The sequence below is a fragment of the Micromonospora sp. NPDC049559 genome (genome assembly GCF_040676675.1).
Taxonomy (GTDB): Bacteria; Actinomycetota; Actinomycetes; order Mycobacteriales; family Micromonosporaceae; genus JBFAPK01.
In genome coordinates this window covers 60,257-85,200 of record NZ_JBFAPK010000031.1, presented here as the reverse complement: position 1 = coordinate 85,200, position 24,944 = coordinate 60,257, and the positions used below count along the sequence as shown (strand labels likewise).

22 protein-coding genes are annotated in these 24,944 nt (G+C 72.5%); 9 read left to right on the top strand and 13 right to left on the bottom strand.

Going from position 1 to position 24,944, the window contains the following annotated elements:
• Nucleotides 1–6 precede the first annotated feature (6 nt).
• Nucleotides 7–219, top strand: coding sequence for a hypothetical protein (locus tag AB0J86_RS28055; protein WP_363860612.1), 213 nt, complete (start codon nt 7–9; stop codon nt 217–219).
• A 230-nt stretch (nt 220–449) separates the two neighbouring features.
• Nucleotides 450–1,877, top strand: a complete 1,428-nt coding sequence (locus AB0J86_RS28050; RefSeq protein ID WP_363860610.1) for a sensor domain-containing diguanylate cyclase — start codon at nt 450–452, stop codon at nt 1,875–1,877.
• Nucleotides 1,878–2,204: 327 nt separating this feature from the next.
• On the opposite strand, the gene AB0J86_RS28045 is transcribed toward AB0J86_RS28050, so the two are convergent.
• Nucleotides 2,205–3,269, bottom strand: a complete 1,065-nt coding sequence (locus tag AB0J86_RS28045) for an aspartate-semialdehyde dehydrogenase (RefSeq protein WP_363860609.1) — start codon at nt 3,267–3,269, stop codon at nt 2,205–2,207.
• Nucleotides 3,270–3,275: 6 nt separating this feature from the next.
• Nucleotides 3,276–4,556: an aspartate kinase gene (locus AB0J86_RS28040; RefSeq protein WP_363860607.1), complete on the bottom strand. Its 1,281-nt coding sequence runs from the start codon at nt 4,554–4,556 to the stop codon at nt 3,276–3,278.
• Nucleotides 4,557–4,754: 198 nt separating this feature from the next.
• On the opposite strand from AB0J86_RS28040, the gene AB0J86_RS28035 reads away from it, so the two are divergent.
• From AB0J86_RS28035 to leuA, 3 genes are all read left to right on the top strand, one after another.
• Nucleotides 4,755–5,567: a hypothetical protein gene (locus AB0J86_RS28035; RefSeq protein ID WP_363860606.1), complete on the top strand. Its 813-nt coding sequence runs from the start codon at nt 4,755–4,757 to the stop codon at nt 5,565–5,567.
• A 169-nt stretch (nt 5,568–5,736) separates the two neighbouring features.
• Nucleotides 5,737–6,270: a nitroreductase family protein gene (locus tag AB0J86_RS28030; RefSeq protein ID WP_363860605.1), complete on the top strand. Its 534-nt coding sequence runs from the start codon at nt 5,737–5,739 to the stop codon at nt 6,268–6,270.
• Nucleotides 6,271–6,696: 426 nt separating this feature from the next.
• Entirely contained in the window at nt 6,697–8,388 is a 1,692-nt protein-coding gene (gene leuA, locus AB0J86_RS28025; RefSeq protein WP_363860648.1) for a 2-isopropylmalate synthase, read from the top strand.
• Nucleotides 8,389–8,465: 77 nt separating this feature from the next.
• Here leuA and AB0J86_RS28020 read toward each other — a convergent pair whose 3' ends face one another.
• Nucleotides 8,466–9,176, bottom strand: a complete 711-nt coding sequence (locus AB0J86_RS28020) for an NAD(P)H-dependent oxidoreductase (RefSeq protein ID WP_363860604.1) — start codon at nt 9,174–9,176, stop codon at nt 8,466–8,468.
• A gap of 74 nt (nt 9,177–9,250) precedes the next feature.
• Here AB0J86_RS28020 and AB0J86_RS28015 point away from each other — a divergent pair, with 74 nt between their 5' ends.
• Entirely contained in the window at nt 9,251–10,132 is an 882-nt protein-coding gene (locus AB0J86_RS28015) for a sigma-70 family RNA polymerase sigma factor (RefSeq protein ID WP_363860603.1), read from the top strand.
• Between the two features lie 63 nt (nt 10,133–10,195).
• Here the strand turns inward: AB0J86_RS28015 and AB0J86_RS28010 are convergent, their stop codons facing one another.
• Complete coding sequence (locus tag AB0J86_RS28010; RefSeq protein ID WP_363860602.1) at nt 10,196–11,785, bottom strand: MFS transporter; 1,590 nt, start codon at nt 11,783–11,785, stop codon at nt 10,196–10,198.
• Between the two features lie 192 nt (nt 11,786–11,977).
• Between AB0J86_RS28010 and AB0J86_RS28005 the strand changes: the two genes are divergently transcribed.
• Entirely contained in the window at nt 11,978–12,550 is a 573-nt protein-coding gene (locus tag AB0J86_RS28005) for an HNH endonuclease family protein (protein WP_363860647.1), read from the top strand.
• Nucleotides 12,442–12,837, top strand: a complete 396-nt coding sequence (locus AB0J86_RS28000) for a hypothetical protein (RefSeq protein WP_363860646.1) — start codon at nt 12,442–12,444, stop codon at nt 12,835–12,837. Before AB0J86_RS28005 ends, AB0J86_RS28000 begins: the two co-directional genes overlap by 109 nt.
• 56 nt (nt 12,838–12,893) lie before the next feature.
• On the opposite strand, the gene AB0J86_RS27995 is transcribed toward AB0J86_RS28000, so the two are convergent.
• The 8 genes from AB0J86_RS27995 to AB0J86_RS27960 all read right to left on the bottom strand — a co-directional run bounded on the left by AB0J86_RS27995 (nt 12,894) and on the right by AB0J86_RS27960 (nt 21,479).
• Nucleotides 12,894–14,153, bottom strand: a complete 1,260-nt coding sequence (locus tag AB0J86_RS27995; RefSeq protein ID WP_363860601.1) for an oligopeptide/dipeptide ABC transporter ATP-binding protein — start codon at nt 14,151–14,153, stop codon at nt 12,894–12,896.
• Complete coding sequence (locus AB0J86_RS27990) at nt 14,150–15,133, bottom strand: ABC transporter ATP-binding protein (RefSeq protein WP_363860600.1); 984 nt, start codon at nt 15,131–15,133, stop codon at nt 14,150–14,152. The genes AB0J86_RS27995 and AB0J86_RS27990 overlap by 4 nt, the downstream gene beginning before the upstream one ends.
• Nucleotides 15,134–15,137: 4 nt before the next feature.
• Nucleotides 15,138–16,094 (bottom strand): ABC transporter permease, encoded by a 957-nt coding sequence (locus tag AB0J86_RS27985; RefSeq protein ID WP_363860599.1) that lies wholly within the window; start codon nt 16,092–16,094, stop codon nt 15,138–15,140.
• Entirely contained in the window at nt 16,091–17,098 is a 1,008-nt protein-coding gene (locus AB0J86_RS27980; RefSeq protein WP_363860598.1) for an ABC transporter permease, read from the bottom strand. Before AB0J86_RS27980 ends, AB0J86_RS27985 begins: the two co-directional genes overlap by 4 nt.
• 87 nt (nt 17,099–17,185) lie before the next feature.
• Nucleotides 17,186–18,856 (bottom strand): ABC transporter substrate-binding protein, encoded by a 1,671-nt coding sequence (locus AB0J86_RS27975; RefSeq protein WP_363860597.1) that lies wholly within the window; start codon nt 18,854–18,856, stop codon nt 17,186–17,188.
• 241 nt (nt 18,857–19,097) lie between these two features.
• Nucleotides 19,098–19,691, bottom strand: a complete 594-nt coding sequence (gene recR, locus AB0J86_RS27970; protein WP_363860596.1) for a recombination mediator RecR — start codon at nt 19,689–19,691, stop codon at nt 19,098–19,100.
• Between the two features lie 10 nt (nt 19,692–19,701).
• Nucleotides 19,702–20,010, bottom strand: a complete 309-nt coding sequence (locus AB0J86_RS27965) for a YbaB/EbfC family nucleoid-associated protein (protein WP_363860645.1) — start codon at nt 20,008–20,010, stop codon at nt 19,702–19,704.
• Nucleotides 19,998–21,479 carry an MFS transporter gene (locus tag AB0J86_RS27960; RefSeq protein ID WP_363860595.1) on the bottom strand — a complete coding sequence of 494 codons (1,482 nt, stop codon included), beginning with the start codon at nt 21,477–21,479 and terminating at the stop codon, nt 19,998–20,000. The genes AB0J86_RS27965 and AB0J86_RS27960 overlap by 13 nt, the downstream gene beginning before the upstream one ends.
• Nucleotides 21,480–21,589: 110 nt before the next feature.
• Between AB0J86_RS27960 and AB0J86_RS27955 the strand changes: the two genes are divergently transcribed.
• Entirely contained in the window at nt 21,590–22,069 is a 480-nt protein-coding gene (locus AB0J86_RS27955; RefSeq protein ID WP_363860594.1) for a helix-turn-helix domain-containing protein, read from the top strand.
• 92 nt (nt 22,070–22,161) lie between these two features.
• On the opposite strand, the gene AB0J86_RS27950 is transcribed toward AB0J86_RS27955, so the two are convergent.
• Entirely contained in the window at nt 22,162–24,762 is a 2,601-nt protein-coding gene (locus AB0J86_RS27950) for a DNA polymerase III subunit gamma and tau (RefSeq protein WP_363860593.1), read from the bottom strand.
• Between the last annotated feature and the right edge of the window lie 182 nt (nt 24,763–24,944).

Genomic DNA, 24,944 nt, shown 5'->3' with positions numbered 1-24,944 from the left:
GGGGGCATGGAAGCGGTGTGGGCGGTCTTCGGTATCGGCGCGGCGCTCACGGTCGTGCTTTTCGGGTACGTGGCCTGGCGCGACCGGAAGCGGACCACCTCGGCCGACGACAGCGCGGCCGGGCGGACCTCGGCGGCGGAAGCGGATCGGCAGGCCGCCGCGCGGCACGCGGCCCAGGGCGCGGTACGGGACCAGGACCGCCTCACCGGTCACCAGTGAGGCGCGGGCCGGGCCAGGCCCCGCCCCAGAATGCGACCGACTTCACCCACCGAGCGTGAGCGGTGTCACTATGTAATCCTGCACGCCGCGCCGAATTTCGACATAATCCCTGTTCAGAACAGTTCTGGTGATTCGGCGGACGGCGAGTTCTCGACACGCTGAGTAGGCTTGATCGCACGCCATCCCGGCCCGCGCCGGGCGGCCCCCCTCGCCCCCCACCGGAACGCGACGTGCGCCTCGAACACGAACGAATCATCGGTGATGTCACGGCTCGCCTCGCCGAGGCGACGACCGTTCCCGAGGCGTGCCAGGCGACGGTGGCGGCGCTCGGCCGGCACGCGCCCGCGCGGATATCGGTACTGCTCTGGACGCACGACCGGCTGCGGTGCGTGGCCGCCACCGGATCCTGGCAGGTCTTCGCCACCGTGCCGGCCGGCTCCGGCATAGCCGGGCGCGTCTACAGCTCCGGCAAGACCGAGACGATCGCGCCGGTCAACAGCGACCCGGACTACCTGCCGCTGCGGCCCGACGTCACGACGGAGATCTGTACGCCGGTGTTGGACCGCGCCGAGCGCCCGATCGGCGTACTCGACCTGGAATGGACGGGCCCGCTCGACCTCGGCCCGTGGCGGGAGACCGCGGAGGAGATCGCCGAGCGGCTCGGCCACCGGATCGAGCGGCTCGGCGGCCCGCCGGCCGAGACCCGCAGCGAGAAGCTGCTCCGGCACGCCGCCGCGCTCACCAGCGCGGGCACCGAGTGGCAGCTCAAGTCGGCCGCCATCGACGCGGCCCGGGACGTCTCCGGGCTCGCCGCCGCGCTGCTGGTCCTCTCCCGGCCGCAGGGGCGGTCCGAGGGCGCGCCTGCGGTCGTACCGGGGGCGCTGGAGTCCCGCATCCGCGCCGCGCTCTCCGACCCCCGCCAGCCGGCGCTGGAGCGGCTGATGGCACTGGCGCACCGGCACGGCGCCTCGTACACGCTCGGCGAGGCCGGCCAGCCGCCGACGCTCGACTACCGGCCGCTCGTGGCGGCCGGCGTCGGCACCCTGATCGCGGTACCGGTCGGCCCGCTCGACGGCGGTGGGCTGCTGCTCGTGGCCGACGAACGGGTACTGCGCCCCGACCCGACCACGGTGAGCCTGCTGGAGCTGCTCGCCGCGCAGGCGTGGACCTGCCTGGACCGGCTGCGCACCCTGGCGCAGCTGCGGGAGCAGGCCATCTCCGATCCGCTGACGGGGCTGGGGCACCACGGCACCTTCGGGGCCCGCATCGCCGCCGCCACGCCGGGGCGTACCGCCCTGCTCGCGATCGACGTGGACGGGTTCAAGACCGTCAACGACACGTACGGCCACCAGGCGGGTGACCAGATCCTGGTCGGTCTGGCCCGGGCGCTGGAGTCGGCGCTGCGCCAGGGCGACGAGCTGTACCGGATCGGCGGGGACGAGTTCGTCGCGGTCGTGGAGGTCTCCCGGCCCGAGGAGGCGGTCGGCATCGCCGAGCGCCTGGCGGAGGCGGCGCGCCGGACCGGACGGACGATCAGCGTGGGGGTGGCGTTGCAGCACGCCGGCGAGGCCCCCGAGCTGACCCTGCGCCGCGCCGACTCCGCGCTCTACGAGGTCAAACGCGAAGGCCGCGACGGCGTCCGCCTCGCCGTCCACTGAGCTGTCTCGCTCGCGCGCTTCGCGGCGCCTGAGGGGCGATCGTCCTTCGCCTGCGGGGCGCGACCGCTTCGCGGCGCGCTCCTCGGCTGCAGGACGATGCCGGCGCCGCTACGCGCACTCGCTGTGCTGTTGCGCTCGCGCGCTTCGCGGCGCCTGAGAGGTGGCGTCTTCCCTTCCGCGGCGGTGGGGGTGGGTGGTCGTTCGCCGCGACGCGTCAGGGCAGACACCACCGGCGCCGCTACGCGCACTCGCTGAGGCGCCCTGCGCGCACGACGGGCTTCGCCCGCGTGTGCTCGGACGCGGAGCACCACCGCGCTGCTCGGCTCCTCAGACGCTCCGTTGCAACTCGGCGGCGAGCAGTTCGGCGATCTGGGCGGTGTTGAGCGCGGCGCCCTTGCGCAGGTTGTCGCCGGTGACGAAGAGGTCGAGCGCCCGCGGGTCGTCGATGGCGCGGCGGATCCGGCCGACCCAGGACGGGTCGGTCCCGACAGCGTCGATCGGCATCGGGAACTCGCCGGCGGCGGGGTCGTCCACCAGGATCACCCCGGGCGCGTTGCGCAGCGCCTCGCGGGCGCTCTCGGCGTCCACCTCGCTGCCGAAGACCGCGTGCACGGCCACCGAGTGGCCGGTGACCACCGGTACCCGGACGCAGGTGGCCGAGACCTTGAGGTCGGGCAGCCCGAGGATCTTGCGCGACTCGTTGCGCATCTTCAGCTCTTCGGACGACCAGCCGGCGTCCTGGAGCGAGCCGGCCCAGGGGACCACGTTGAGCGCGAGCGGGGCCGGGAACGGCCCGAGTTCGTCGCCGATGGCCTGCCGTACGTTGCCGGGCCGGGAGCCGAGCACCCGATCCCCGGCGATCTTCGCGAGCTGGTCGTGCAGCGTGTCGACGCCGACCTGACCGGCCCCGGAGACGGCCTGGTACGACGAGAGCACCAGCTCGCGGAGCCCGAACTCGCGGTGCAGCGGCGCGACCGCGACGATCATCGCGAGGGTGGTGCAGTTCGCGTTCGCGATGATGCCCTTGGGCCGGTTCCGGACCTGCTCCGGGTTGATCTCGGGTACGACCAGCGGCACGTCGCGGTCCATGCGGAACGCGCCGGAGTTGTCCACCACCACCGCGCCCCGCTCGACGGCGATCGGCGCCCACTCGGCGGAGACCTCGTCGGGCACGTCGAACATCGCCACGTCGACGCCGTCGAAGACCTCGGGCGTCAGCGCCTGGACGGTCAGCTCCTCGCCCCGGCAGCGGACCTGCTTGCCCACCGACCGCGCGGAGGCGACCATCCGGATCTCGCCCCAGACGTTCTTCCGCCCCGAGAGCAGCTCGCACATTACGGTGCCCACGGCACCGGTCGCTCCGACGACGGCAAGGGTGGGCAGCGCGGTCATGGCGGGCTACCTCCCGGTTCCGGCGTACACGACGGCCTCTTCGGCACCGCCGAGGTCGAAGGCTTCGTGCACGGCCCGGACGGCCTTGTCCAGGTCGGTGTCGCGGCAGACGACGGAGACGCGGATCTCGGAGGTCGAGATCATCTCGATGTTCACCCCGGCCGCGCCGAGGGCCGCGAAGAAGTTGGCCGCCACGCCGGGGTGGGAACGCATCCCGGCGCCGATGAGGGAGACCTTGCCGACGTGGTCGTCGAAGAGGAGGCCGTCGAAGCCGATCCCCTCCTGGATCTTGCTCAGCGCCGCCATCGCGGTCGAGCCGTCGGCCTTGGGCAGCGTGAACGAGATGTCGGTACGTCCGGCGCGCTCGGGGCCGGTGACGCCGGTCGAGACGTTCTGCACGATCATGTCGATGTTGATCTCGGCGCCGGCGACCGTCTCGAAGATCCGCGCCGCCGCGCCGGGCTCGTCCGGTACGCCGACGATGGTGATCTTCGCCTCGCTCCGGTCGTGCGCGACCCCGGTGATCAGTGCTTGCTCCACGGAGAGTTCCTCCATCGATCCGGTGACCATGGTGCCGGTGTTGGTCGAGTATGACGAGCGGACGTGGATCGGCAAACCGGCTCGCCGGGCGTATTCCACGCTGCGCAAGTGCAGCACCTTCGCGCCGCAGGCGGCCAGTTCGAGCATCTCCTCGTACGTGATCTGCTTGATGTGGCGCGCGTTCGGCACGATCCGCGGGTCGGCGGTGAAGACCCCGTCCACGTCCGTGTAGATCTCGCAGACGTCGGCGCCCAGCGCCGCGGCCAGCGCGACCGCCGTGGTGTCGGAACCGCCCCGCCCGAGCGTGGTGACGTCCTTCGTGTCCTGGGAGACGCCCTGGAAGCCGGCGACGATGGCGACCGCGCCCTCGTCCAGCGCGCCCTGCAGCCGGCCCGGGGTGACGTCGATGATCCGCGCCCGCCCGTGCACCGAGGTGGTGAGCACTCCGGCCTGGGAACCGGTGTACGAGCGGGCCTCGTAACCGAGGTTGTGGATCGCCATGGCCAGCAGCGCCATCGAGATCCGCTCGCCCGCGGTGAGCAGCATGTCCAGCTCCCGGCCGGCGGGCAGCGGGCTCACCTGGTGGGCCAGGTCGAGCAGCTCGTCGGTGGTGTCGCCCATCGCGGAGACGACGACGACGACGTCGTCGCCGGACTTGCGGGCCGCCACGATCCGCTCGGCCACCCGCTTGATCCGCTCCGCGTCGGCGACCGAGGAGCCCCCGTACTTCTGCACCACCAGCGCCACGACCGGCCACTCCCTCCGCCACCTGCCAGCGTGCCGACGCCGCCGGAACGAAGCCGGCGGCGCCGCGTGAGACGCATTCAGGGTATCCGCCGCCCACCGGGGCACGGGCAGGCGATCCCATCATCCGGCCCGGCCGCGACACGCCGGGCGGTACCGCGCTGACCGAGCGGTGGAGCCGGTCACGACCACAATGGCACGGTGCGACCCGGTGCCGCCCTCCTCTCCGCCGCCCGCCACGGCCTGCTCGGCGCGCTGGCACTCGCCGTACCGCTGCTGGTCACCTCCTGTGACTCCGGCTCCCCGCCGGACCCGACGCCGTCCGACAGCCCGCCGCCGACGGGCGGGGAACAGGTGGACGCGGCGCGGGACCGGCTGGCCGCCCTCGCGGCCGCCGCCGAGGACCGGCACCTGGTGGCGAGCTACCGGCTCACGACGGAGGGCCGGGCCGAGCGCACCGTCACCCTCACCGCCGCCGCCGACGGCACCTGGCGCGTCGACATCCCGGGCGGCGCGCTCGGCGGCACCGCCGACGTCGCCATGGCACAGACCCACGACGGCGTCTTCCAGTGCGCGCTGACCTCCACCCAGCGCCCCGAGCCACCCACCTGCGTACGGGTGGCCGCGCCGGACCAGCAGCCCGCGAGCCGGGTCGATCCGCGGGTGCAGCACCTCTTCACCGACTGGCTCGGGGTGCTGACCGACCGGCAGGCGCCGCTCTCCGTCTCGCCCGCCCGCACCCTGCCCGGCGCCCGGGGGACCTGCTTCTCGGTCGACTCCACCTCGGCGTCGCTGAGCGCCCCGCTGGACGTCGGGATCTACTGCTACGACCAGGACGGCACGCTCACCGCGGCGCGGCTCGCGCTGGGCACGCTGCTGCTGGTCGGTACGCCCGCCGCGGCGCCGCCCACGATCACGCTGCCCGGGCCGGTGACCGGCGGTGAGGCGCTGGGCATGACGGCCCCGCCGACGCCGACGGCCGGGCTCTCCCCCTCAACCAGCACCGGCAACTGACGCGGGGCCCGCAACCAGGACCGCACGGAACCGGGCCGGGACGGGCGGGAAACAGGCCGAGGCGGACGGGCCCGGGAAGCCGACGATCTACTCACGTTGCGGGTGCGTTCGAACACGAGAAGTGACCCCGGTGGTCGCACACCATGTCCGGTACGGCACACTCGGCGGCATGGCCGAGTTATCCCCGTTGCTCGCGGACCGATGGAGCCCGCTGGCGTTCGACCCCGGTGTGGAGCTGACCCGCGACCAGCTGACCTCGCTGCTGGAGGCCGCCCGCTGGGCGCCGTCGATCGGCAACACCCAGCCCTGGCGCTTCCTGGTGGGCCGCCGGGGCGACGAGACGTACAAGCGGATCTTCGCGAATCTCTCCAGCCAGAACCGGCGCTGGGCCGGGCGGGCGTCCGCGCTGCTGGTGGCCGCGCACACCGTGACCGACCCGGCGACCCGGGCCGCGTACGACCTCGGACAGGCCGTGGCGCATCTCACCATCCAGGCCACCGCGCTGCGGCTGCACGTGCACCAGATGGCCGGGTTCGACGCCGCGGGGCTGCGCGACGAACTGGAGCTGCCGGCCGAGGTGCAGCCGCACATCGTGGTCGCGATCGGGCGGCTCGGCGACCCGCGCTCGCTGCCGGAGGACCTGCGGCGCCGGGAGACCGCGCTGCGCAGCCGCCGCCCGCTGGCCGAACTGATGCTGCGCTGACCAGCGGACATCCCAAAACTTGGACGATACTTTGGCAGGCTCGGCGAACATCACCTAGGGTCACAGGAGTCATGTGGCAGGCGCTTCTCCTTCGTCGCCGCGGCGAGGCCCATCAGGCCGGCACCTCGTCGCGGAGTTGACGCGCGCCGTCCGGAGCAGCCACCTCATCCATCGGTCGAGCAGCCGGTCGTGACCCATCGTCGGTCGACAGCGGCGCCGCCCGACCACCAGCCGCCCGACCCACCAGAAGAGCCCACGTCAGCCGCCATTCTCGGGCCCGCTGACGCCACATGACCTCGGGAGCAATCCGTCATGGCTGAACCAGCCACCACCATCGCCGAAGGCGCGCCCGCCACCCGGACCGCCGACACCACCACCACGACCACCGCCGGCGCCGACCCGATCGCCCGGCAGCGCCCCAGCCGCATGCCGTACCAGCGCTACCAGGCGTACCACCGGCAGTTCCCGGTCGACCTGCCCGACCGCAGCTGGCCGACCCGCCGCGTCGAGGCCGCCCCGCGCTGGTGCGCGGTGGACCTGCGCGACGGCAACCAGGCCCTGATCGACCCGATGTCGCCGGAGCGCAAGCGCCGGATGTTCCAGCTGCTGGTGCAGATGGGCTACAAGGAGATCGAGGTCGGTTTCCCGGCGGCGAGCCAGACCGACTACGACTTCGTCCGGCAGCTGATCGAGCAGGACCTGATCCCGGAGGACGTCACCATCCAGGTGCTGGTCCAGTGCCGGGAACACCTGATCGACCGGACCTTCGAGTCGCTGCGCGGCGCCAAGCGGGCGATCGTGCACTTCTACAACTCGACCTCCACGCTCCAGCGCCGGGTGGTCTTCGGCCTGGACCGCGCCGGCATCACCGACATCGCCACCCAGGGCGCCCGGCTCTGCCAGAAGTACGCCGAGATCCACACGCCGGACGCCGAGATCTACTACGAGTACTCGCCGGAGTCGTACACCGGCACCGAGCTGGAGTACGCGCTGGAGATCTGCAGCGCGGTGATCGACGTGATCGACCCGACGCCGGACCGCCCGCTGATCATCAACCTGCCGGCGACCGTGGAGATGGCCAGCCCGAACGTCTACGCCGACTCGATCGAGTGGATGCACCGGCACCTGCCCCGCCGCGACTCGGTGGTGCTCTCGCTGCACCCGCACAACGACCGCGGCACCGCGGTCGCCGCCGCCGAGCTGGGCGTGCTGGCCGGCGCCGACCGGATCGAGGGCTGCCTCTTCGGCAACGGCGAGCGGACCGGCAACGTCGACCTGGTCACCCTGGGGCTGAACCTCTTCTCCCAGGGCATCGACCCGCAGATCGACTTCTCGAACATCGACGAGATCAAGCGCGCCGTCGAGTACTGCAACCAACTGCCGGTGCACGAGCGGCACCCGTACGCGGGCGACCTGGTCTACACGGCGTTCTCCGGCTCGCACCAGGACGCCATCAACAAGGGCTTCGCGGCGCTCGACGCGGCCGCCCGCGCCGCCGGCGTACCGATCGACCAGCAGCCCTGGGAGGTCCCGTACCTGCCGATCGACCCGAAGGACCTCGGCCGCACGTACGAGGCGGTGATCCGGGTCAACTCGCAGTCCGGCAAGGGCGGCGTGGCGTACGTCATGAAGACCGAGCACAGCCTGGACCTGCCGCGCCGGCTCCAGATCGAGTTCTCCGGGGTCGTCCAGGAGGTCACCGACCACTCCGGCGGCGAGGTCGAGCCGGCCCGAATGTGGGAGATCTTCGCGAGCCAGTACCTGGTCGAGCACCAGGCGAACCGGGCGCTGACCATGGTCGGCTACAGCACCGGCACGGTGGACGGCAAGGTCGAGATCGACACGCACGTCCGCTTCGCCGGCGAGATCCGTACGCTCGCCGCCGTGGGCAACGGCCCGATCGACGCGTACGTGAACGCGCTGGCCCAGGTCGGCGTGCACGTACGGGTGCTGGACTACCACGAGCACGCGATGTCCTCGGGTGGCGACGCGCAGGCTGCCGCGTACGTGGAGTGCGAGGTCGACGACCGTACGGTCTGGGGCGTCGGGCTGGACGCGAACATCGTCACCGCCTCGATCAAGGCGGTGACCAGCGCGGTCAACCGCGCCCGCCGGTAGCCGGCGGCCCGCACCTCCGGTGGCCCCGCCCGGTCCGGGCGGGGCCTGCCGGCCGCCGGGGGTCACGCCCCCCGGTGTCACGAACTCGCCGGGCTCACCGCCTGCGCCGGGGCGCTCGCCAACGCGATCACCTCCGCCCGCGCCGTGGCCAGCGAATCGGCGGCCATCGGCCGGAGCTGGGCCAGGTGCGGGACCAGGCCGGCCAGGGTCAGCTCGGCGCTGACGAAACGCATGTGCTCCTCGGCCACTCCCCGGTCGGCGAAGTAGGCGCGCAGGTAGGGGGTCTGGAAGTCCCAGGACTCTCTCGGGGTGCCCGGGCCGTAGGCGCCACCCCGCGCGGCGACGACCACCACCCGGGTACCGCGCAGCAGGCTGCCCCCGGTTTCCGGGTCGGTGAACGCCTCGGGGAAGCTCACCCGGTCGATCCACGCCTTGAGCGACGCCGGTACCGAGTAGTTGTACATCGGGGCGCCGATCAGCACGGTCTCGGCCGCCAGCAGTTCGGTGATCAGTGGTTGGGTCAGTGCCCACTGCCGTCCCTCGGCCGGGCTGCTGATCAGTTCGTGCACCCGGGCCGGCGGGGTCGGACCGTGTCGCTCCACCCGCCGGCCCAACGTGCAGTAGGCGGTCTCCAGCGGCGGCACCGGGTCGGCGGCCAGGTCCCGGTAGCGGTACCGGCCGGCGGGGTGCCTCGCCCGCCAGGTGTCCGCGAACAACGCGGTCAACTGCCTGCTGACCGACTCGCTGGACCGGTTGGCACCCGCGTCCAGATGCAGCAACGACGTCACGGGGATCTCCTGTCACCTTGGCTGGGTTGCGTCCGTCAGGACAGGTGACGCGGCACGGCGAGGAAAGGTGACCGGTGGACGAGCGGGACGGATTGGCGGAACGTTTCGAGGCGCAGCGCGGCCAGTTGCGAGCCGTCGCCTACCGGATGCTCGGCTCGCTGAGCGAGGCCGACGACGTCGTACAGGAGGCCTGGCTGCGCCTGGACCGGGTCGACGCCGACGATGTGGACAACCTCGCCGGCTGGCTGCGGACCGTGGTGACCCGCCTCTGCCTCGACGCGCTGCGCTCCCGCCGGTCCCGGCGGGAAGACCTGACCGACCAGCGGGCGTTCGACGAGGTTCGCCACGCCGGCGCGGGCGGCGACCCGGCGGACGAGGCGTTGCTGGCCGACTCGGTCGGCCGCGCGCTCCTGGTGGTGTTGGACACGTTGCAGCCCGCCGAGCGGGTCGCGTTCGTGCTGCACGACCTGTACGCCGTGCCGTTCGAGCAGATCGCGCCCATCGTGGAGCGCACGCCGGTCGCCGCGAAGAAGCTCGCCAGCCGCGCGCGCCGCAAGGTACGGGGAGTTCCGGCGGTCCCGCCGGCCGTGGTCGCCAGCCACCGGCGGGTCGTCTCCGCCTTCCTGGCCGCCGCGCGCGCCGGTGACCTCGACGGGATCCTCGCGGTGCTGGCGCCCGACGTGGTCCGCCGCGCCGACCCGGCGGCCCTGCCGCCCGGCGCGGCGGCCGAGGTCCGTGGCGCGCGGGCCGTGGCGGACGGGACGGTGGCCCTGGCCGGCAGGTCGCGGTTCGCCGAACTCGCGCTCGTCGACGGCGCGGTCGGCGTCGTCGTGGCCCCCCGTGGTCGGCTGCTATTCGCGCTCACCTTCACCGTCGAGGGCAGCAGGATCGCCGGGTACGACGTGATCGCCGACCCGGCGCGGCTCCGACAACTCGATCTCGCCGTCCTCGACTGACCCGGCGCGGTGGTTCCCGCGAGCCGGTGGCGGGGGCGGCGCCCCGGCCGTGCGCGTGACGCGCTACCGGCTGCCGCTGTGCTGCTGCTCGGGCTCCGGCGGGTACGCCGGTGGCGGCAGCGACGGGCACGGCCGCGACGGCGGTGGTTCCCGGCGCGGCCGGTGCACCAGCACCGCCGCCAGCGCCGCGCCCGCCAGCATCAGCCCGGCGCACCAGATCATCGCCGACCGGAACGCCGCCCCGAGCTGCGCCGGAACGTTGTACCCGGCACCGGTGAGGCCGACCAGCAGCGGCAGCGCGGCCACGGCGAGCAGGCCACCGGCCCGGGAGGCGGCGTTGTTGACCCCGCTCGCCACCCCGGCGAACCGGTCCCGCACCGCGGCCAGTACGGACGCCGTCAGCGGCGCCACCACCAGGGTCATGCCGATCCCGAAGAGCGTCACCCCGGGCAGCACCTCGGTCCAGTACGACGCGTGCGGGCCGATCCCGCGGAGCAGCAGGAATCCCACGGCCGAGCAGATCGGGCCGACCGTGAGCTGCAACCGCGGACCGATCTTGCTGGCCAGCGCCCCGGACCGGGACGAGCCGAGCAGCAGCAGGATCGTCAGCGGCAGGTTGGCGACCCCGGTCAGCAGGGCCGAGTACCCGGCGACGACCTGCAACTGCACCGCGAGGAAGAAGGTGAGCCCGCCCAGGGCCGCGTAGACCAGGACGGTGTAGAGGTTCAGCACGCTGAAGAGCCGGTTGCCGAAGAGCGTCGGGGGCAGCATCGCGTTCTCCCCCCGCCGCCGCTCGACCAGCACGAACGCGACGGCGCAGACCACCCCGACCACGATCGCGATGATCACCGGGTAGTCGGTCGCGCCGAGCTGTCGCACCTCGATCAGCGCGAACGTGATTCCGGCCAGGGCGAATGCGCCGAGCAGCGCCCCCGCGAGGTCGAACTGGGGATTCCGGGAGAGCCGCCCGCCCGTACCGGCCGGCGCCTCGGCCCCGCCCTCCGGCGGCTGCGCGGCCCGGCCCTCCGGCGCCTGCGCGGCCCGATCCTCGGAGGCGCGTGCGGCCCGGCTCTCCGGCGCCCAGCGGTAGGCGGCGAGCACCACCAGCACCGCCAGCGGCAGGTTGAGCAGGAAGATGAACCGCCAGGAGAGCGCGTCGATCAGGTACCCGCCGACGAACGGGCCGATCGCGGTGGAGACCCCGGCGAGTCCGGACCAGGTACCGATCGCCCGGCTCCGGTCGTCGGGGTGGAAGCTCGACTGCAGCAGCGCCAGCGAGCCGGGGGTCAGCAGGGCCCCGCCGAGCCCCTGGAGGAAGCGGGCGCCGATCAGCCACTCGATGTTCTGCGCCACGCCGCAGAGCACCGACGCGGCGGTGAACCAGACCACCCCGAGTACGAAGACCCGCCGCCGGCCGAACCGGTCCCCGAGCGCGCCGCCGAGCAGCACGAACGCCGCGAGCATCAGCAGGTAGCCGTTGAGCGTCCACTGTAGGCCGGCGGTGTTGGCCTTCAGCTCGCGTCCGATGTGCGGCAGCGCGACGTTGACGACCGTGCTGTCGAGGAAGACCATCCCGCTGCCGAGGATCGCGGCGAGCAGGGTCCCGCGACCGGCGCCGGTACCCAGACGCAGAGGGTTGGCTGGCTGACTCATGGCGTCCAATCTGCCTCCCGTGATATGACGGATACCACGAAACGCCGAAACCATCCGTAGATACTGGGCGTACGCGCCATCAACCCCGAAGCTGGGAACGTGCTCAACTCCCGTATCAGATCACGAGGCCGGCTCGGCATCGCCGCCGCGCTGCTCGCGGCGCTGGCCCTCGCCGGGGCCGCCGGCTGCACCGTGACCGCGGAGCCGGACCCCGACGCGTCCGGCCCCGCCGGTGACGGCGGCAGCGCGACGACCCAGCTCGGCCAGCTGACGGTGGCGAAGGCGGCCTCGATGAAGGGCTACAGCCGGGACCGCTTCCCGCACTGGCGCGAGACCGGCAAGAACTGCGACGTACGGGACTCGGTCCTGCAACGCGACGGCACCGGCATCAAGCTCTCCGGCTGCAACGTGGTCGGCGGGCGCTGGACCAGCGCGTACGACAAGGGCACCTTCACCGATCCATCCGATGTGGATATCGATCACATGGTGCCGCTGGCCAACGCCTGGCGTTCGGGCGCGGACCGCTGGGACGACTCCAAGCGGGGCGACTTCGCCAACGATCTCACTCGCCCGCAGTTGCTGGCCGTCTCCGCCTCCTCGAACCGGTCCAAGGGCGACCAGGACCCGTCCCAGTGGAAGCCGCCGAACCGGGACTACTGGTGCAAGTACGCCGAGGACTGGGTCACCGTGAAGCACTACTGGCGCCTCTCGGTGACCGAGGCGGAGAAGTCCGCGCTCGAGGAGATGCTGGCGGCCTGCGGATGAGCGCCGCGGCGGCGGGCGAGTCCCCGGGCAAGGGCGGCGGCGAGAGCCGGACCACGGACATCGTCGCCGGTCCGGGCGGGGTGATGACCGACGAGGTCGGCGTCGTCACCGGCGAGTTGACCCTGCGTACCGAGCTGAGCGGCGGGCAGGTCACGCTCCGGGTGCAGTACAAGGACGCGGACGAGTGGTACACGGTCACCGCCGGCCGGGCCCCGCTGCCCGACGCCGCCGCGCTGGACGCGGTGCACACCATCGCGGCCGGGCTGCTCAACCGCCCGAAGGGCTGAGGGTCCCTCGCCATCGCGGGTCGCGACGACGAGGAACCCTCGGATGACGCCACGCCTCAGGGGGTCGGGATCAGCTCCCCCGGGTCGCCCGGCCCGGCCGCCTCGTCGGGACGTACCAGCTCGGGCTGGACCTCGTGGGCGCGCAACCGGCCGGCGGCGATCTCCTCGGCGAAGTGGCAGGCCACCCGGTGGCCCGGCACGATCTCCCGCAGCGCCGGCCGCTCGTCGCCGCAGCGGGTCGGCTGCGCCCACGGGCACCGGGTGTGGAAGCGGCACCCGGACGGCGGGTTCGCGGGCGAGGGCAGGTCACCGGCGAGCAGGATCCGCTCGCGCCGATCCTCGACCAGCGGGTCCGGCACCGGCACCGCGGACATCAGCGCCCGGGTGTACGGGTGCAGCGGCTCCCGGTACAGGTCGTCGCTGGATGCCTCCTCGACGATTCCGCCGAGGTACATGACCCCGACCGTGTCGGCGATGTGCCGCACCACGGCCAGGTCGTGCGCGATGATCAGGTACGTCAGCCCGCGCTCCTCCTGGAGGTCCTCCATCAGGTTGAGCACCTGCGCCTGGATCGACACGTCCAGCGCCGAGACCGGCTCGTCGGCGACGATCAGGTCCGGTCCGAGCACCAGGGCGCGGGCGATGCCGATCCGCTGGCGCTGGCCGCCGGAGAACTCGTGCGGGTACTTGCGCAGCGCCGAGGCGGGCAGTCCCACCGCGTCGAGGGTGGCCCGCAACTGGCTCTCGGTGGCGGGGCCGTCCTTGGCCAGCCCGTGCGCCTTGAGCCCCTCCACCAGCAGGGACTGCACCGACTGGCGCGGGTCCAGGCTGGAGAGCGGATCCTGGAAGATCATTTGCATCCGCCGCCGGGCCCGGCGCAACGCCTCGCCCTTGAGCGAGCGCACGTCGATCCCGTCGAAGACGATCTCCCCGTCGGTCGGCTCGACCAGCCGCAGCAGCCCCCGGCCGAGCGTCGACTTGCCGCAGCCCGACTCGCCGACCAGCCCGTACGTCTCGCCGGCCCGGATCGACAGGGAGACACCGTCGACGGCGTAGACGTGTCCGACCGTACGGTCGAAGAGGACCCCGCTCTTGATCGGGAAGTGCACCTTGACGTCGCGCAGCTCCAGCAGCGGCGCCTTCTCGACCTCGGGCGCGCCGGCCTGCGCCGGAGTCGCGCCGGCTGCCGGCTCCGGCGCCCGCGTCGCGCTCGCCGCCGGCGTCCCGGCCGCCGGCCTCTCGGCCGCCGGCGTCCGCGCGGGCTCCGCCGCCTCGGGCGTCGCGCCCTCGGTGCGCTTGATCTCGGACTCGCTCATACCGCCACCTCCACCGGCACCGGGTTGTTGCAGCGCAGCCGGCCGTTGCGGGCGGTCGGCTCCAACGGCGGGGTCCCCTCCAGGCAGGCGTCCACCACCCGGTCGCAGCGGGGCGCGAAAGCGCACCCCTCGGACCAGGGGATGTTGTCGGAGACCGAGCCGCGGATGGCGTGCAGCCGCTCGCCCCGCGGCGAGTCGAGCCGCGGTACCGAGCTCAGCAGCCCGTGCGTGTACGGGTGCCGCGGCTCGGCGAAGAGGTCGTGCCGGGGCGCCGTCTCCACCACCTTGCCGCCGTAGAGGACGTTGACGGTGTCGCAGAGGCCGGCGACCACCCCGAGGTCGTGCGTGATCATGATCAGCGCGGTACCGGACTGGTCGACCAGCTCCTTGAGCAGCGTCAGGATCTGCGCCTGGATGGTCACGTCGAGGGCCGTGGTCGGCTCGTCGGCGATCAGCAGCCGGGGCTTGCAGGCCAGCGCGATGGCGATCAGCGCCCGCTGGCGCATGCCGCCGGAGATCTGGTGCGGGTACTCCTTGAGCCGCCGGGACGGGTCCGGGATGCCGACCGCGTCCAGCAGGTCGCGGGCCTCCCGGAGCGCGGTGCGGCGGTCCCGCCCCTGGTGCCGCTCCAGCACCTCGGCGACCTGCAACCCGATCGGGATGACCGGGTTGAGCGAGGAGAGCGGGTCCTGGAAGATCATGCCGATCTCCCGGCCGCGCCGGTCCCGCATGTCCTCCGACCGCAGCTTGAGCAGGTCCGTGCCGTCGAAGAGCACCTCGCCGCCGACCTTGTTGCCCCGCTTCGGCAGCAGGCCCATGATCGCCAGGCTGGTGACGCTCTTGCCGGAGCCCGACTCCCCGACCAGGCCGACGGTCTGGCCCGGCTCCACGGTGAAGCTGACGTTGTCCACGGCGGTGAAGGGCTTCTCGCCCCGCCGGTTGAAGACGACGCTGAGGTCCCGTACGTCGAGCAGGGTCATCTCGTCACCGCCGGTTCTTCGGGTCGATGGCCTCGCGCATCGCCTCGCCCAGCAGGGTGAAGCCGAGCGCCACGATGATGATCGCGATGGCCGGGTAGTAGGCCAGCTCGGGGCGTACCTCGAAGTAGCGCTGGCCGTCGATGCCGAGCAGCGCCCCCCACTCGGGCCGGTTCAGGTCGGGGTCGCCGAGGCCGAGGAAGGAGAGCGCCGCGGCCTCCAGGATGGAGACCGAGAAGGTGAGCGTGGCCTGCACGATCACCGGCGTCAGCGCGTTCGGCAGCATGTGCCGCAGCACGATCGCGCTCTCCTTGACGCCGAGCGCGCGCGCCGCCAGCACGTGGTCGCTCTCCCGCTGGGCCAGCATCGAGCCGCGCAGCAGCCGGGCGAAGATCGGTACGGCCACGATCGCGACCGCGAGGATCACCGTCCACTGGCTGGACTTGCTGGCCAGCGCGACCAGGGTGATCGCCAGCAGCAGCCCGGGCAGGGCGAGCATGACGTCGGTCAGCCGCATCAGCACCACGTCGACCCAGCCGCCGAACGCACCGGCGACGGCACCGAGGAGTACGCCGATGCCGAGCCCGATCAGCGTGGCGACCACACCGACGAAGAGCGTCTGCCGGGCTCCGTAGAGCAGCCGCGAGGCGAAGTCCCGGCCCAGCGGGTCGGAGCCGAGCGGGAAACCGTCCTGGGCTCCGGGGATGTGGTCCACGCTCAGGTTCTTGGTGAGCGCCGGGAACGTCTGGTACGGGTCGTGCGGCGCGATCAGCGGCGCGAGGATCGCCACCAGCAGGAAGAGGCCGACGATCACCGCCCCGACGATGCCGACCGGGTTGCGGCGTATCCGCCGCAGCGCGTCCCGGAACAGGCTCACCCCGCCCGCCTCGACGCTGGCCTGCGCCAGCTCCTCGAGTCGAGCCTTCTTCTTGTCGGCGAGGATGCCGACACCGCTTTCGCTCATCGCACACGCACCCGGGGATCAATGATCGCGTAGGAGAGGTCGACCAACAGGTTGACCACCACGAAGACCAGCGCGGCGAGCAGGATCACCGCCTGGAGTACCGGGTAGTCGCGACCACCGCTGATCGAGTCGGTGATCAGCGTGCCGAGGCCGCCCCAGTTGTAGACCTTCTCGGTCAGCACCGCGCCCGCCAGCAGGGAGCCGGTCTGCAGACCGATGGTGGTGACCACCGGCAGCAGCGCGTTGCGCAGCACGTGCCGGCCGCGAATGATCCGGTGCCGCAGGCCCTTGGCCTCGGCGGTGCGCACGTAGTCCTCGTTCAGCACGTCGAGCACGCTGGCCCGGGTGATCCGTACGATCACCGCCAGCGGGATGGTGGCGAGCGTGACCGCCGGCAGGATCAGGTGCCAGAGCGCGTCGGCGCTGGCGTCGAACTCCCGGGTCAGCAGCCCGTCGAGGACGAAGAAGCCGGTGACCTCGGTGTTGTCCAGCCCCGTGGTGATCCGGCCGGACGGCGGGAACCAGTGGATGCCCTGGGTGAAGACGTCCTTGAGCAGGTAGCCGAGGAAGAAGATCGGGATGGAGATGCCGACCAGCGTCGCGGTGATGCTCAGGTTGTCCAGGATCCGGCCGCGGTGCCGGGCGGCCAGGTAGCCGAGCGGGATACCCAGACCGACCGCGATGATCAGGGCGGCCACCGCGAGTTCGACCGTGGCGGGGAAGGCCCGGCCGATCACCGCGGTGACGGGCTCACCGGTCCGGATGGAGTTGCCGAAGTCGCCGGTGACCAGCCGCTGCATGAACTTGCCGTACTGCACCAGGATGGGCTGGTCGTAACCGAGCGCCTTGGTCAGCAGCGCCCGCCGCTCGGGGGTGGCCCGCTCGCCGAGCAGCGCGTCGATCGGCCCGCCGGGCAGGTTCCGTAGCCAGATGAAGATCAACGCGGACAGCGCGATCAGGGTCACCGCCATCTGCAACAGGCGGCGCACTATGACTCGCAACATCTTTCACACCAGGATTTCTCTACTAGAGCGAGTCGGCCCGGGCCGGACGTGCACGCCCGGCCCGGGCCACTTCCGCTACCGCTGGTTTCAGCCGACGGTGACCGTGTTGAACTCCTCGGCCGTCAACGGGCTGGGGACCAGACCCTTGACGTCCTTGGTGACCACAATCGCCGGGGGCGCGTTCCAGATCGGGACGGCCGGCAGCCACTTGCTCATCAGGTCCCGGTTGACCTGCTCCCACGCCGCCTTCTTGGCCGCGTCGTCGACCGTCGCGTCGGCCTTGCTGATGGCGTCGAACATCTCGGTCATGCCCTGCGTACCGAACTCGACCTTCGCCCGGCCGAAGAAGGTACCGGTGAAGTTGCTCGGGTCGTTGTAGTCACCGGTCCAGCCGAGGATGTGCAGGTCCTGCTTGCCGAACTGCTGCACGTCGTCCTTGAAGCCGCCGTTCCACGGGCGCGGCACGGCGTTGACCTTGATACCGACGGCCTGCAGGTCGTTGCTCAGGACGTTCGCGATCTCCTGCGGGTTCGGCATGTACGGCCGGGTCACGTCCGGCGGGAAGTAGAAGTTGAGCGTCAGGTTCTGGGCGCCCGCCTCGGCGAGCAACTGCTTCGCCTTCTCCGGGTTGTAGTCGTACTTCTGCACGTCCGGGGCGTAGCCGAGCACGGTGTTCGGGGCGAACTGGTCCGCCACCGAGGCGCCCGCCGGGCCCTTGGTCTGCACCAGCTGCTGCCGGTTCAGCGCGTAGGCGATAGCCTGGCGCACCCGCAGGTCCTTCAGCTTCGGGTTCTTCTCGTTGATGCCCAGGTAGAGGATGTTGAAGGCCGGGCGCGGCAGCACCTGGAAGCCCTCGCCGGCGAGCGCCTTCTGGTCGGCCGGCGCCGGGAAGTCGATGCCCTGGACGGTACCGGCGCGCAGCTCCTGCTTGCGGGTGGTCTCGTCCTTGATGATCTTGATGATCGTCTTGTCGACCTTGGCCTTCTCGCCCCAGTAGTCCGCGTAGCGGTTCAGGGTGATCTCGCCCTTGGCCTTGTCCCAGCCGCCGAACGTGAACGGCCCGGTGCCGACCGGGTGCTCGTTGGCGAAGGCGCTGTACTCGAACGAGTCGCCGTTCTGCACGACCTTGTCGGCGTCGTACTTCTTCAGCGCCTCGGGGCTGGCGATGGAGAGCGAGGTGAGCGCGAAGGCGCCCGGGAACGCGCCCTTGTAGGTGTTCAGCGTCAGGACCGCGGTCGCGTCGTCCTTCGCCTCGCACTTCTCGTAGATGGACTTGCCGGCCGTCTCCGCCTCGTTCTTGGCGAAGCCGCCGAAGACGTCCGTGTAGTAGATCATCTGGCTCTGGGCCGCGGAGCCCTTCATGTTGTACCAGCGGTCGAAGTTGAAGCAGACCGCCGCCGCGTTGAAGGCGGTACCGTCCTGGAACTTCACACCCTTGCGCAGGTGGAAGGTCCAGACCTTACCGGTGCTGTCGTGCTCCCAGCTCTCGGCCAGGCCGCCGGTCACCTCGGCCGTGCCGGGCTTGTGGGTCACCAGGGTCTCGTAGACCTGCCGGATCACCCGCAAGGACTCACCGTCGTCGTTGAAGATCGGGTCGAAGTTCTTGGGGTCACCGGCACCAGCGAAGATGAAGGTGCCCCCCGTCTTGGCGCCGCCACTGTCCTTGTCACGGTCGCTCTGGGCACAGCCGGCCGCGCCGGCCACCATCGCGGCAGCGGCCGCGACGGCTACCGCCGCCTTGAGCCTTGTCGCCTGCATCTCTCACCTCTGTCATGCGCATGACCAACGCCGGGGGTTTGGCACGGTCCGTTTGCGGCAGGCTAGTTGGCTCGGGACCTCGAACGGAACGGCCGTTCGTGAATCTCTATCAACCCGACACCAAGCAACAGGTTTATAACGATGATCGCATCGCCCGACATTGACCTGTCACATCCGGAACGGGGCATCTGTCGCGCTCGATCACGCCGCCACCGGCCCCCGCGCAGGCAATTCACGGTCGTCAGAGGGCCCGGCGGCCCTCGAAGGCGCGGCCCAGCGTGATCTCGTCGGCGTATTCGAGATCGCCGCCGACCGGCAGGCCGCTGGCGAGCCGGGTGACCGAGATCCCCATCGGTTTGACCATCAACGCCAGGTAGGTGGCGGTCGCCTCGCCCTCGGTGTTCGGGTCGGTGGCGAGGATCAGCTCGCGTACGGTACCGGCGCCGAGGCGGGCCATCAGCTCACGTACCCGCAGGTTGTCCGGGCCGATCCCCTCCAGCGGGTTGATGGCCCCGCCGAGCACGTGGTAGCGGCCCCGGAACTCGCCGGTCCGCTCGATCGCGACCACGTCCTTCGGCTCCTCGACCACGCAGAGCACCTCGTCGGTACGGCGCGGGTCGCGGCAGATCCGGCACTGCTCCGACTCGGCCACGTTGAAGCAGATGGTGCAGAACCGCACCAGCTCCTTCACCTTGCGCAGGGCCGTGGCCAGCCGGGTGACGTCGGCCGGGTCGGCCGAGAGGACGTGGAAGGCGATGCGCTGGGCGCTCTTCGGGCCGACCCCGGGGAGTCGGCCCAGCTCGTCGATCAGATCCTGGATCGCACCCTCGTACATCTGGGGTGACTCAGAAGCCCGGCAGGCCGAGGCCGCCGATGCCGCCGGTGACCGGCCCCATCTTCTCCTCGGTGAGCTTGCGTACCGCCTCGTTGGCGTTGTGCACGGCCGCGAGGACGAGGTCCTCCAGGGTCTCCACGTCGTCCGGGTCGACCACCTTCGGATCGATCTTGATGCTCTTGACCTCGCCGACCCCGGAGATGGTCACGGTGACCAGGCCGCCGCCGGCCGTACCGGTCAGCTCCGCCTCCGCGAGCTCCGCCTGCGCGGCGGCGATCTGCTGCTGCATCTTCTGCGCCTGCTTCATCATCTGCTGCAGGTTGGGCTGTCCACCCGGGCGCACGGCGACTCCTCGGTTGCGGTAGATGTCGCCACCAGCCTAGTACTCGGGCTTCGCCTGTTCACACGGCGACGCCGCCGGGGCGGAACCGCCGGCCGGCGGCCCGGAGCCGCCCCGCCCGGCTCGACGGCCGGGTCGGTGGCGCCGGCCGGGTCGGTGGCGCCGGCCGGCTCGACGGCCAAATCGGTCGGGGCGACGGCCGGGCCGGTCGGGTCGGCTGCCGCTCGGGCGGCCCGGTGCCGGCCACGGGCGACCACCAGGCCCAGTACGAGCGAGGCGAGCAGGAGCACCGAGATGATCGGTACCGCGTCGACGAGGGTGGCGCGCAGGCCGATCCGGGTGGCGGTGACGCCGAGCAGGACGGCGCCGGCGCCCTGGAAGAGGTACGCCACCAGATAGGTCGCCGAGTACATCTCCGCGCGGTGCTCCGGGGGCGCGTACCGGGCGACGAGGCTGATCCCGCCGGTGAATTCGAGGCTGTAGCCCAGGCCGGCGAGGGCCGCGGCGGCGAAGAACCACACGACGGCGCCGGTGACGCCGGCGACCGCGAACAGCACGAGCCCGGCGGCCGAGGCGAGCGCGCCGAGGACGACGGTCAGCCAGACCGGTACGCGCGAGAAGACCAGGGCCGTCCCGGCGACGACCACGGCGAACACCGACAGCAGGCAGCCGGTGACGAGCGCGTTGGTCGAGCCGACAAGCTGGCGCGCGATCTGCGCGCCGAGCGAGAGCACGACCGCGCCGACGACGAAGGACGCACTCACGGTGATCGCGGCGGTGACGAAGACCGCGAGGTGCCCCCGGGGTACCCGGATGGGGCGCAGCCGCCAGCGGTCCGTCGACTCGACCCGGTTGTGGGCGGGCAGCAGGCGCGTACAGAGGGCGACGACGATCACGACGGCCGCGAGGATCCAGTAGTCGAGCGCCAGCGGCATCGGTGCGTACTGGATGAGCGCACCGCCGCCGACCATCGCCAGCGTGATCCCGACCGCGGTCGCGGCGGTGGTGATCGCGCTGGCGTGCCGGCGGACCCGCGCCGGCACGAACTCGGTCATCGCCGCGGTGGCGGGGCTGAACGACAGACCGACGCCGACGGCCATGAAGGCACGCGCGACGAAGAGCCACCCGACGTTGCCCGCGACCGCGAACACGGCGACGCCGACGAGTTCGGCGGCGAGGCCGTACCGGATGGCCGCCCGGCGGCCGATGTGGTCCGAGACGCCCCCGAAGAGGACGAGGACCGCGACCAGCACCACCGGGTGCACGGCGAAGACGAGCGTCGTGATCGCCGGGGTGAGATGCCACCTGCTGGCGTAGATCGGGTACGTCATCGTGGGCGCCGCGCTCGTCCACAGCGCGAGCGCCGCGACGGCGGCGGCCACCCAGAACGCCGCCCTGGGCGGCGCCTGGTCGCGCTCCTGTTCCTGCGGACCTGGGCCAGAAACCACTTGTTCGTCCCCTCGGCTCTGCGGGTTGCTCGGGCGTCGGCAACCGTAGAACAGCTGGGTAGGAAAAACCTATTCAGATATGGCCGATGTGGCGTCTATCATCGGGACCCATGGCTGCGACACCTGGACTGGACGCGACCTGCGCGATCGCGCGCTCGCTGGCCCTGCTCGGCGACCGCTGGACGATGCTCATCGTGCGGGAGTGCTTCTGGGGGCGGAGCCGCTTCTCGGACATCCGGGCGCGGCTCGGACTGGCCCCCGATCTGCTCAGCTCCCGGCTCGCCCGGCTGGTCGACGCCGGTGTGCTGACGCGGCGCCCGTACCGGGAGAACGGCGGCCGGGGCCGCGAGGAGTACCAGCTCACCGAGGCCGGCGAGGAGCTCAAGACGATCATCTTCGCCCTCGGTGAATGGGGCGACCGGCACCTACCGGTCGAGGAGAGCAGGACCCCGGTCTGTACCGACCCGTCCACCGGCGGGCGGGTCCGACTGGCCTTCGTGGCCGCCGACGGCACCCGGTTCGCGCCGGCGGACGTGCACATCCGCTCGGGTGACCCCGTGGACGCGACCGTCCCGGGCGATGCCGCGTGACGCCCCGACCGTGACCGGTACCCGGCCGCGGCCAGGTACCCGGCCGCGGCGCCGCCTCGCGACCGTCGCGCGAGGTCGACCACGCCCCGGCGCTACGTGAGGTCCGTCTCGCCGATCCGCTCCGCGCCGAGCGCCTGCTGCAACAGCTGCACCGCCTGCTGCTCGCTGGTCTGCCGGGCGGTCCGCTCGTCGATCACCTCGTCGGTCGGCTCGTCGCCGGGGTCGAACCCCTCGTAGGTCACGGCCGCCGGCGCCGGCGCCGCACCGGGCCGCACCGGGCCGTCGTAATCCGGGTCGTAGGGCGGCTCGCCGGCCCAGTCGCTGTCCGCGACCCGGGTCGCGGCCGCCGCCGGTGCCGCTCCCGCCGGGGTACGCGCCGCGCGCCCGGCCGCCGCCGCCCGGGCCGCCGCCAGCGCCGGGCTCACCGGGCGACCACCGCCGGCCGGGCCGTTGCCCGCCACGGCGGTCGCGGCCCCACCGTTGCCGCCGGTCCGGCCGCTACCGGCGGCGGGGGTACGCGCCGCGGACGCCACGGTCGAGGCTCCGGGTTGGGCGGAACCGCCGCCGTTCACCGGGGCGCCGGCCGGAGTGCCGTTGCCGGCAGCGGTTGCGTTGCCGACCGAAGTTCCGGTGCCGGCGGGGCCTCCGTTGCCGGCCGGGCCGGCCGAGGGTGCCGGCGCGCCGGTCGCCGGTGCGGAGACCGGCGCGGAGGCCGCGCCGCCGCCCGGGCGGGCCGGCTCCGGCCACTCCTCGTCCACCGGGGCCGCCGCCGTCGGTGCCCCGCCCGTCGGTGCCCCGCCACCGGGCCTCGCCGGCTCGGGCCAGCCGGAGTCGTCCGACTCGGTCGCCGCGGGCTGGGCCGCGCGGCTCGTCGGCGCGGTCTGGGCCGCACGGCTCGCCGCCGGAGGCTGGGCCGGTGCCGGTGCCGGCGGGCGGTTGGCCGGGGCGGGCTCGTTCTGTGGACGACCGCCGCCCCGCGCGGGCGGCGGTCCGGCCGCCGGGCGCGCGGGGCCCGCCGGGCCGCCGGCCAGCTCGCACCGGATCTGCCACTGGACCTTCAGCACGGCGCGCAGCGCGTCGCGGAGCACGGTGAGCAGGCCGTCGTCGTTGAACCGGTTGGCGATGCCGGGGTTGTTGGCCCGCAGCACCAGCGTGTTGCCGTCGAGCGCGTGCGGCGTGACGTTCTGCATCAGGCTCCACACGACCCGGCGGTGCTTGGTCTGCTCGACGATCGCCGGCCAGTACCGCTCCACGGCGCCGATGTCCGCCGCGCCCACCTCCCCGGGCCCCGGTACGGGCGGCGGGGCGGGGGCGGCTCGCGGCGGCTCGGGGCTGACCGGGTCGGGCCGCGCCGCCTCGGTCGGCGCCGGGCGGGCGGGTGCCGGCTGCGCCGGTGCCTCGGCCGCCGGGGCGGGACCGGTCGGGGCCGGTCGCGCCGGAGCGGCGGGGGCGGCCTCCGGAGCGGGCGCCGGGCGTACCGGTGCCGCGGCGGCGGCCGGTGCGGAGCCGGCGGCGGCCGACGGCAGTTCGGCGCCCGCCAGCCGGCGCTCCATCCGTTCGAGGCGTTGCAGCAGCCCACCGGCGGAGTCGTCGACGCCGGGCAGCAGCATCCGCGCGCAGATCAGCTCCAGCAGCAGGCGGGGAGCGGTCGTACCGCGCATCTCGACCAGGCCGTTGTGCACGATGTCGGCGCAGCGCGACAGGGTCGCCGGGCCGAGCCGCTGGGCCTGGGCGGCCATCCGTTCGAGCTGGTCGTCGGGGCCGTCGATGAGGCCCTTGGCGACCGCGTCGGGGACCTGTTGCAGGACGATCAGGTCCCGCAGCCGCTCCAGCAGGTCGGCGGCGAAGCGGCGGGGGTCGTGTCCGGCCTCGGCGACCCGGTCCACGGTCGCGTACGCGGCGGCGCCGTCCCCGGCGGCGAGCGCGTCGCACATCTCGTCGAGCAGCGCCGCGTCGGTGACCCCGAGCAGGGCCACCGCGCGGGCGTAGCTGACGCCCTCCTCGCCGGCCCCGGCGATGAGCTGGTCCAGCACCGACAGGGTGTCCCGGGCGCTGCCGCCGCCGGCGCGTACGACCAGCGGGAAGACCGCGGGATCGACCTTGACGCCCTCGGCGGCGGTGAGCTGTTCGAGGTACGGCCGGAGCACGCCCGGCGGGATCAGCCGGAACGGGTAGTGGTGGGTACGCGACTTGATCGTCCCGAGGACCTTCTCCGGCTCGGTCGTCGCGAAGATGAACTTGACGTACTCCGGCGGCTCCTCGACCAGCTTGAGCAGGGCGTTGAAGCCGGCCGACGAGACCATGTGCGCCTCGTCGATGACGTAGATCTTGAAGCGGCTGCTGGCCGGGGCGAAGAAGGCACGCTCGCGCAGCTCACGGGCGTCGTCGACGCCACCGTGGCTGGCCGCGTCGATCTCGATCACGTCGATCGAGCCGGCGCCGTCGGTGGCCAGCGCCTTGCAGGACGCGCAGACCCCGCACGGCTCCGGCGTCGGGCCCTGCTCGCAGTTGAGCGAGCGGGCCAGGATCCGGGCGCTGGAGGTCTTGCCGCAGCCGCGTGGGCCGGAGAAGAGGTAGGCGTGATGCAGCCGCCCGCTGCGCAGGGCAGCCGACAGCGGTTCGGTGACGTGCTCCTGCCCGATGACCTCGGCGAACGTACGCGGCCGGTACTTGCGGTAGAGCGCGAGCGCCACTCTGCCCCGCCTCCTCTCGACCGAGCCATTCTCCACCCCCGGTGGGGCGGGCCGTCTGACAGGCTGGCACGCCCCGCCGACGATTTCCACGTCGATCAAGCTCCGGTGGCGGCATTCACCGTGCCCACCGGCCAACCCGGTCGGTTCCCGTGCCAGGTCGGCCCGCTCCCGGGCCGACCTGG

What these genes read in the sequence shown, in the direction of transcription:
- AB0J86_RS27990 (WP_363860600.1), bottom strand. Translation starts at nt 15,133, where the DNA reads ATGACCCTGCTCGACGTACGGGACCTCAGCGTCGTCTTCAACCGGCGG.
- AB0J86_RS28055 (WP_363860612.1), top strand. Translation starts at nt 7, where the DNA reads ATGGAAGCGGTGTGGGCGGTCTTCGGTATCGGCGCGGCGCTCACGGTC.
- AB0J86_RS28030 (WP_363860605.1), top strand. Translation starts at nt 5,737, where the DNA reads ATGGCCGAGTTATCCCCGTTGCTCGCGGACCGATGGAGCCCGCTGGCG.
- AB0J86_RS28010 (WP_363860602.1), bottom strand. Translation starts at nt 11,785, where the DNA reads ATGAGTCAGCCAGCCAACCCTCTGCGTCTGGGTACCGGCGCCGGTCGC.
- leuA (WP_363860648.1), top strand. Translation starts at nt 6,697, where the DNA reads ATGCCGTACCAGCGCTACCAGGCGTACCACCGGCAGTTCCCGGTCGAC.
- recR (WP_363860596.1), bottom strand. Translation starts at nt 19,691, where the DNA reads ATGTACGAGGGTGCGATCCAGGATCTGATCGACGAGCTGGGCCGACTC.
- AB0J86_RS28045 (WP_363860609.1), bottom strand. Translation starts at nt 3,269, where the DNA reads ATGACCGCGCTGCCCACCCTTGCCGTCGTCGGAGCGACCGGTGCCGTG.
- AB0J86_RS27955 (WP_363860594.1), top strand. Translation starts at nt 21,590, where the DNA reads ATGGCTGCGACACCTGGACTGGACGCGACCTGCGCGATCGCGCGCTCG.
- AB0J86_RS27980 (WP_363860598.1), bottom strand. Translation starts at nt 17,098, where the DNA reads ATGTTGCGAGTCATAGTGCGCCGCCTGTTGCAGATGGCGGTGACCCTG.
- AB0J86_RS27995 (WP_363860601.1), bottom strand. Translation starts at nt 14,153, where the DNA reads ATGAGCGAGTCCGAGATCAAGCGCACCGAGGGCGCGACGCCCGAGGCG.
- AB0J86_RS27985 (WP_363860599.1), bottom strand. Translation starts at nt 16,094, where the DNA reads ATGAGCGAAAGCGGTGTCGGCATCCTCGCCGACAAGAAGAAGGCTCGA.
- AB0J86_RS27975 (WP_363860597.1), bottom strand. Translation starts at nt 18,856, where the DNA reads ATGCAGGCGACAAGGCTCAAGGCGGCGGTAGCCGTCGCGGCCGCTGCC.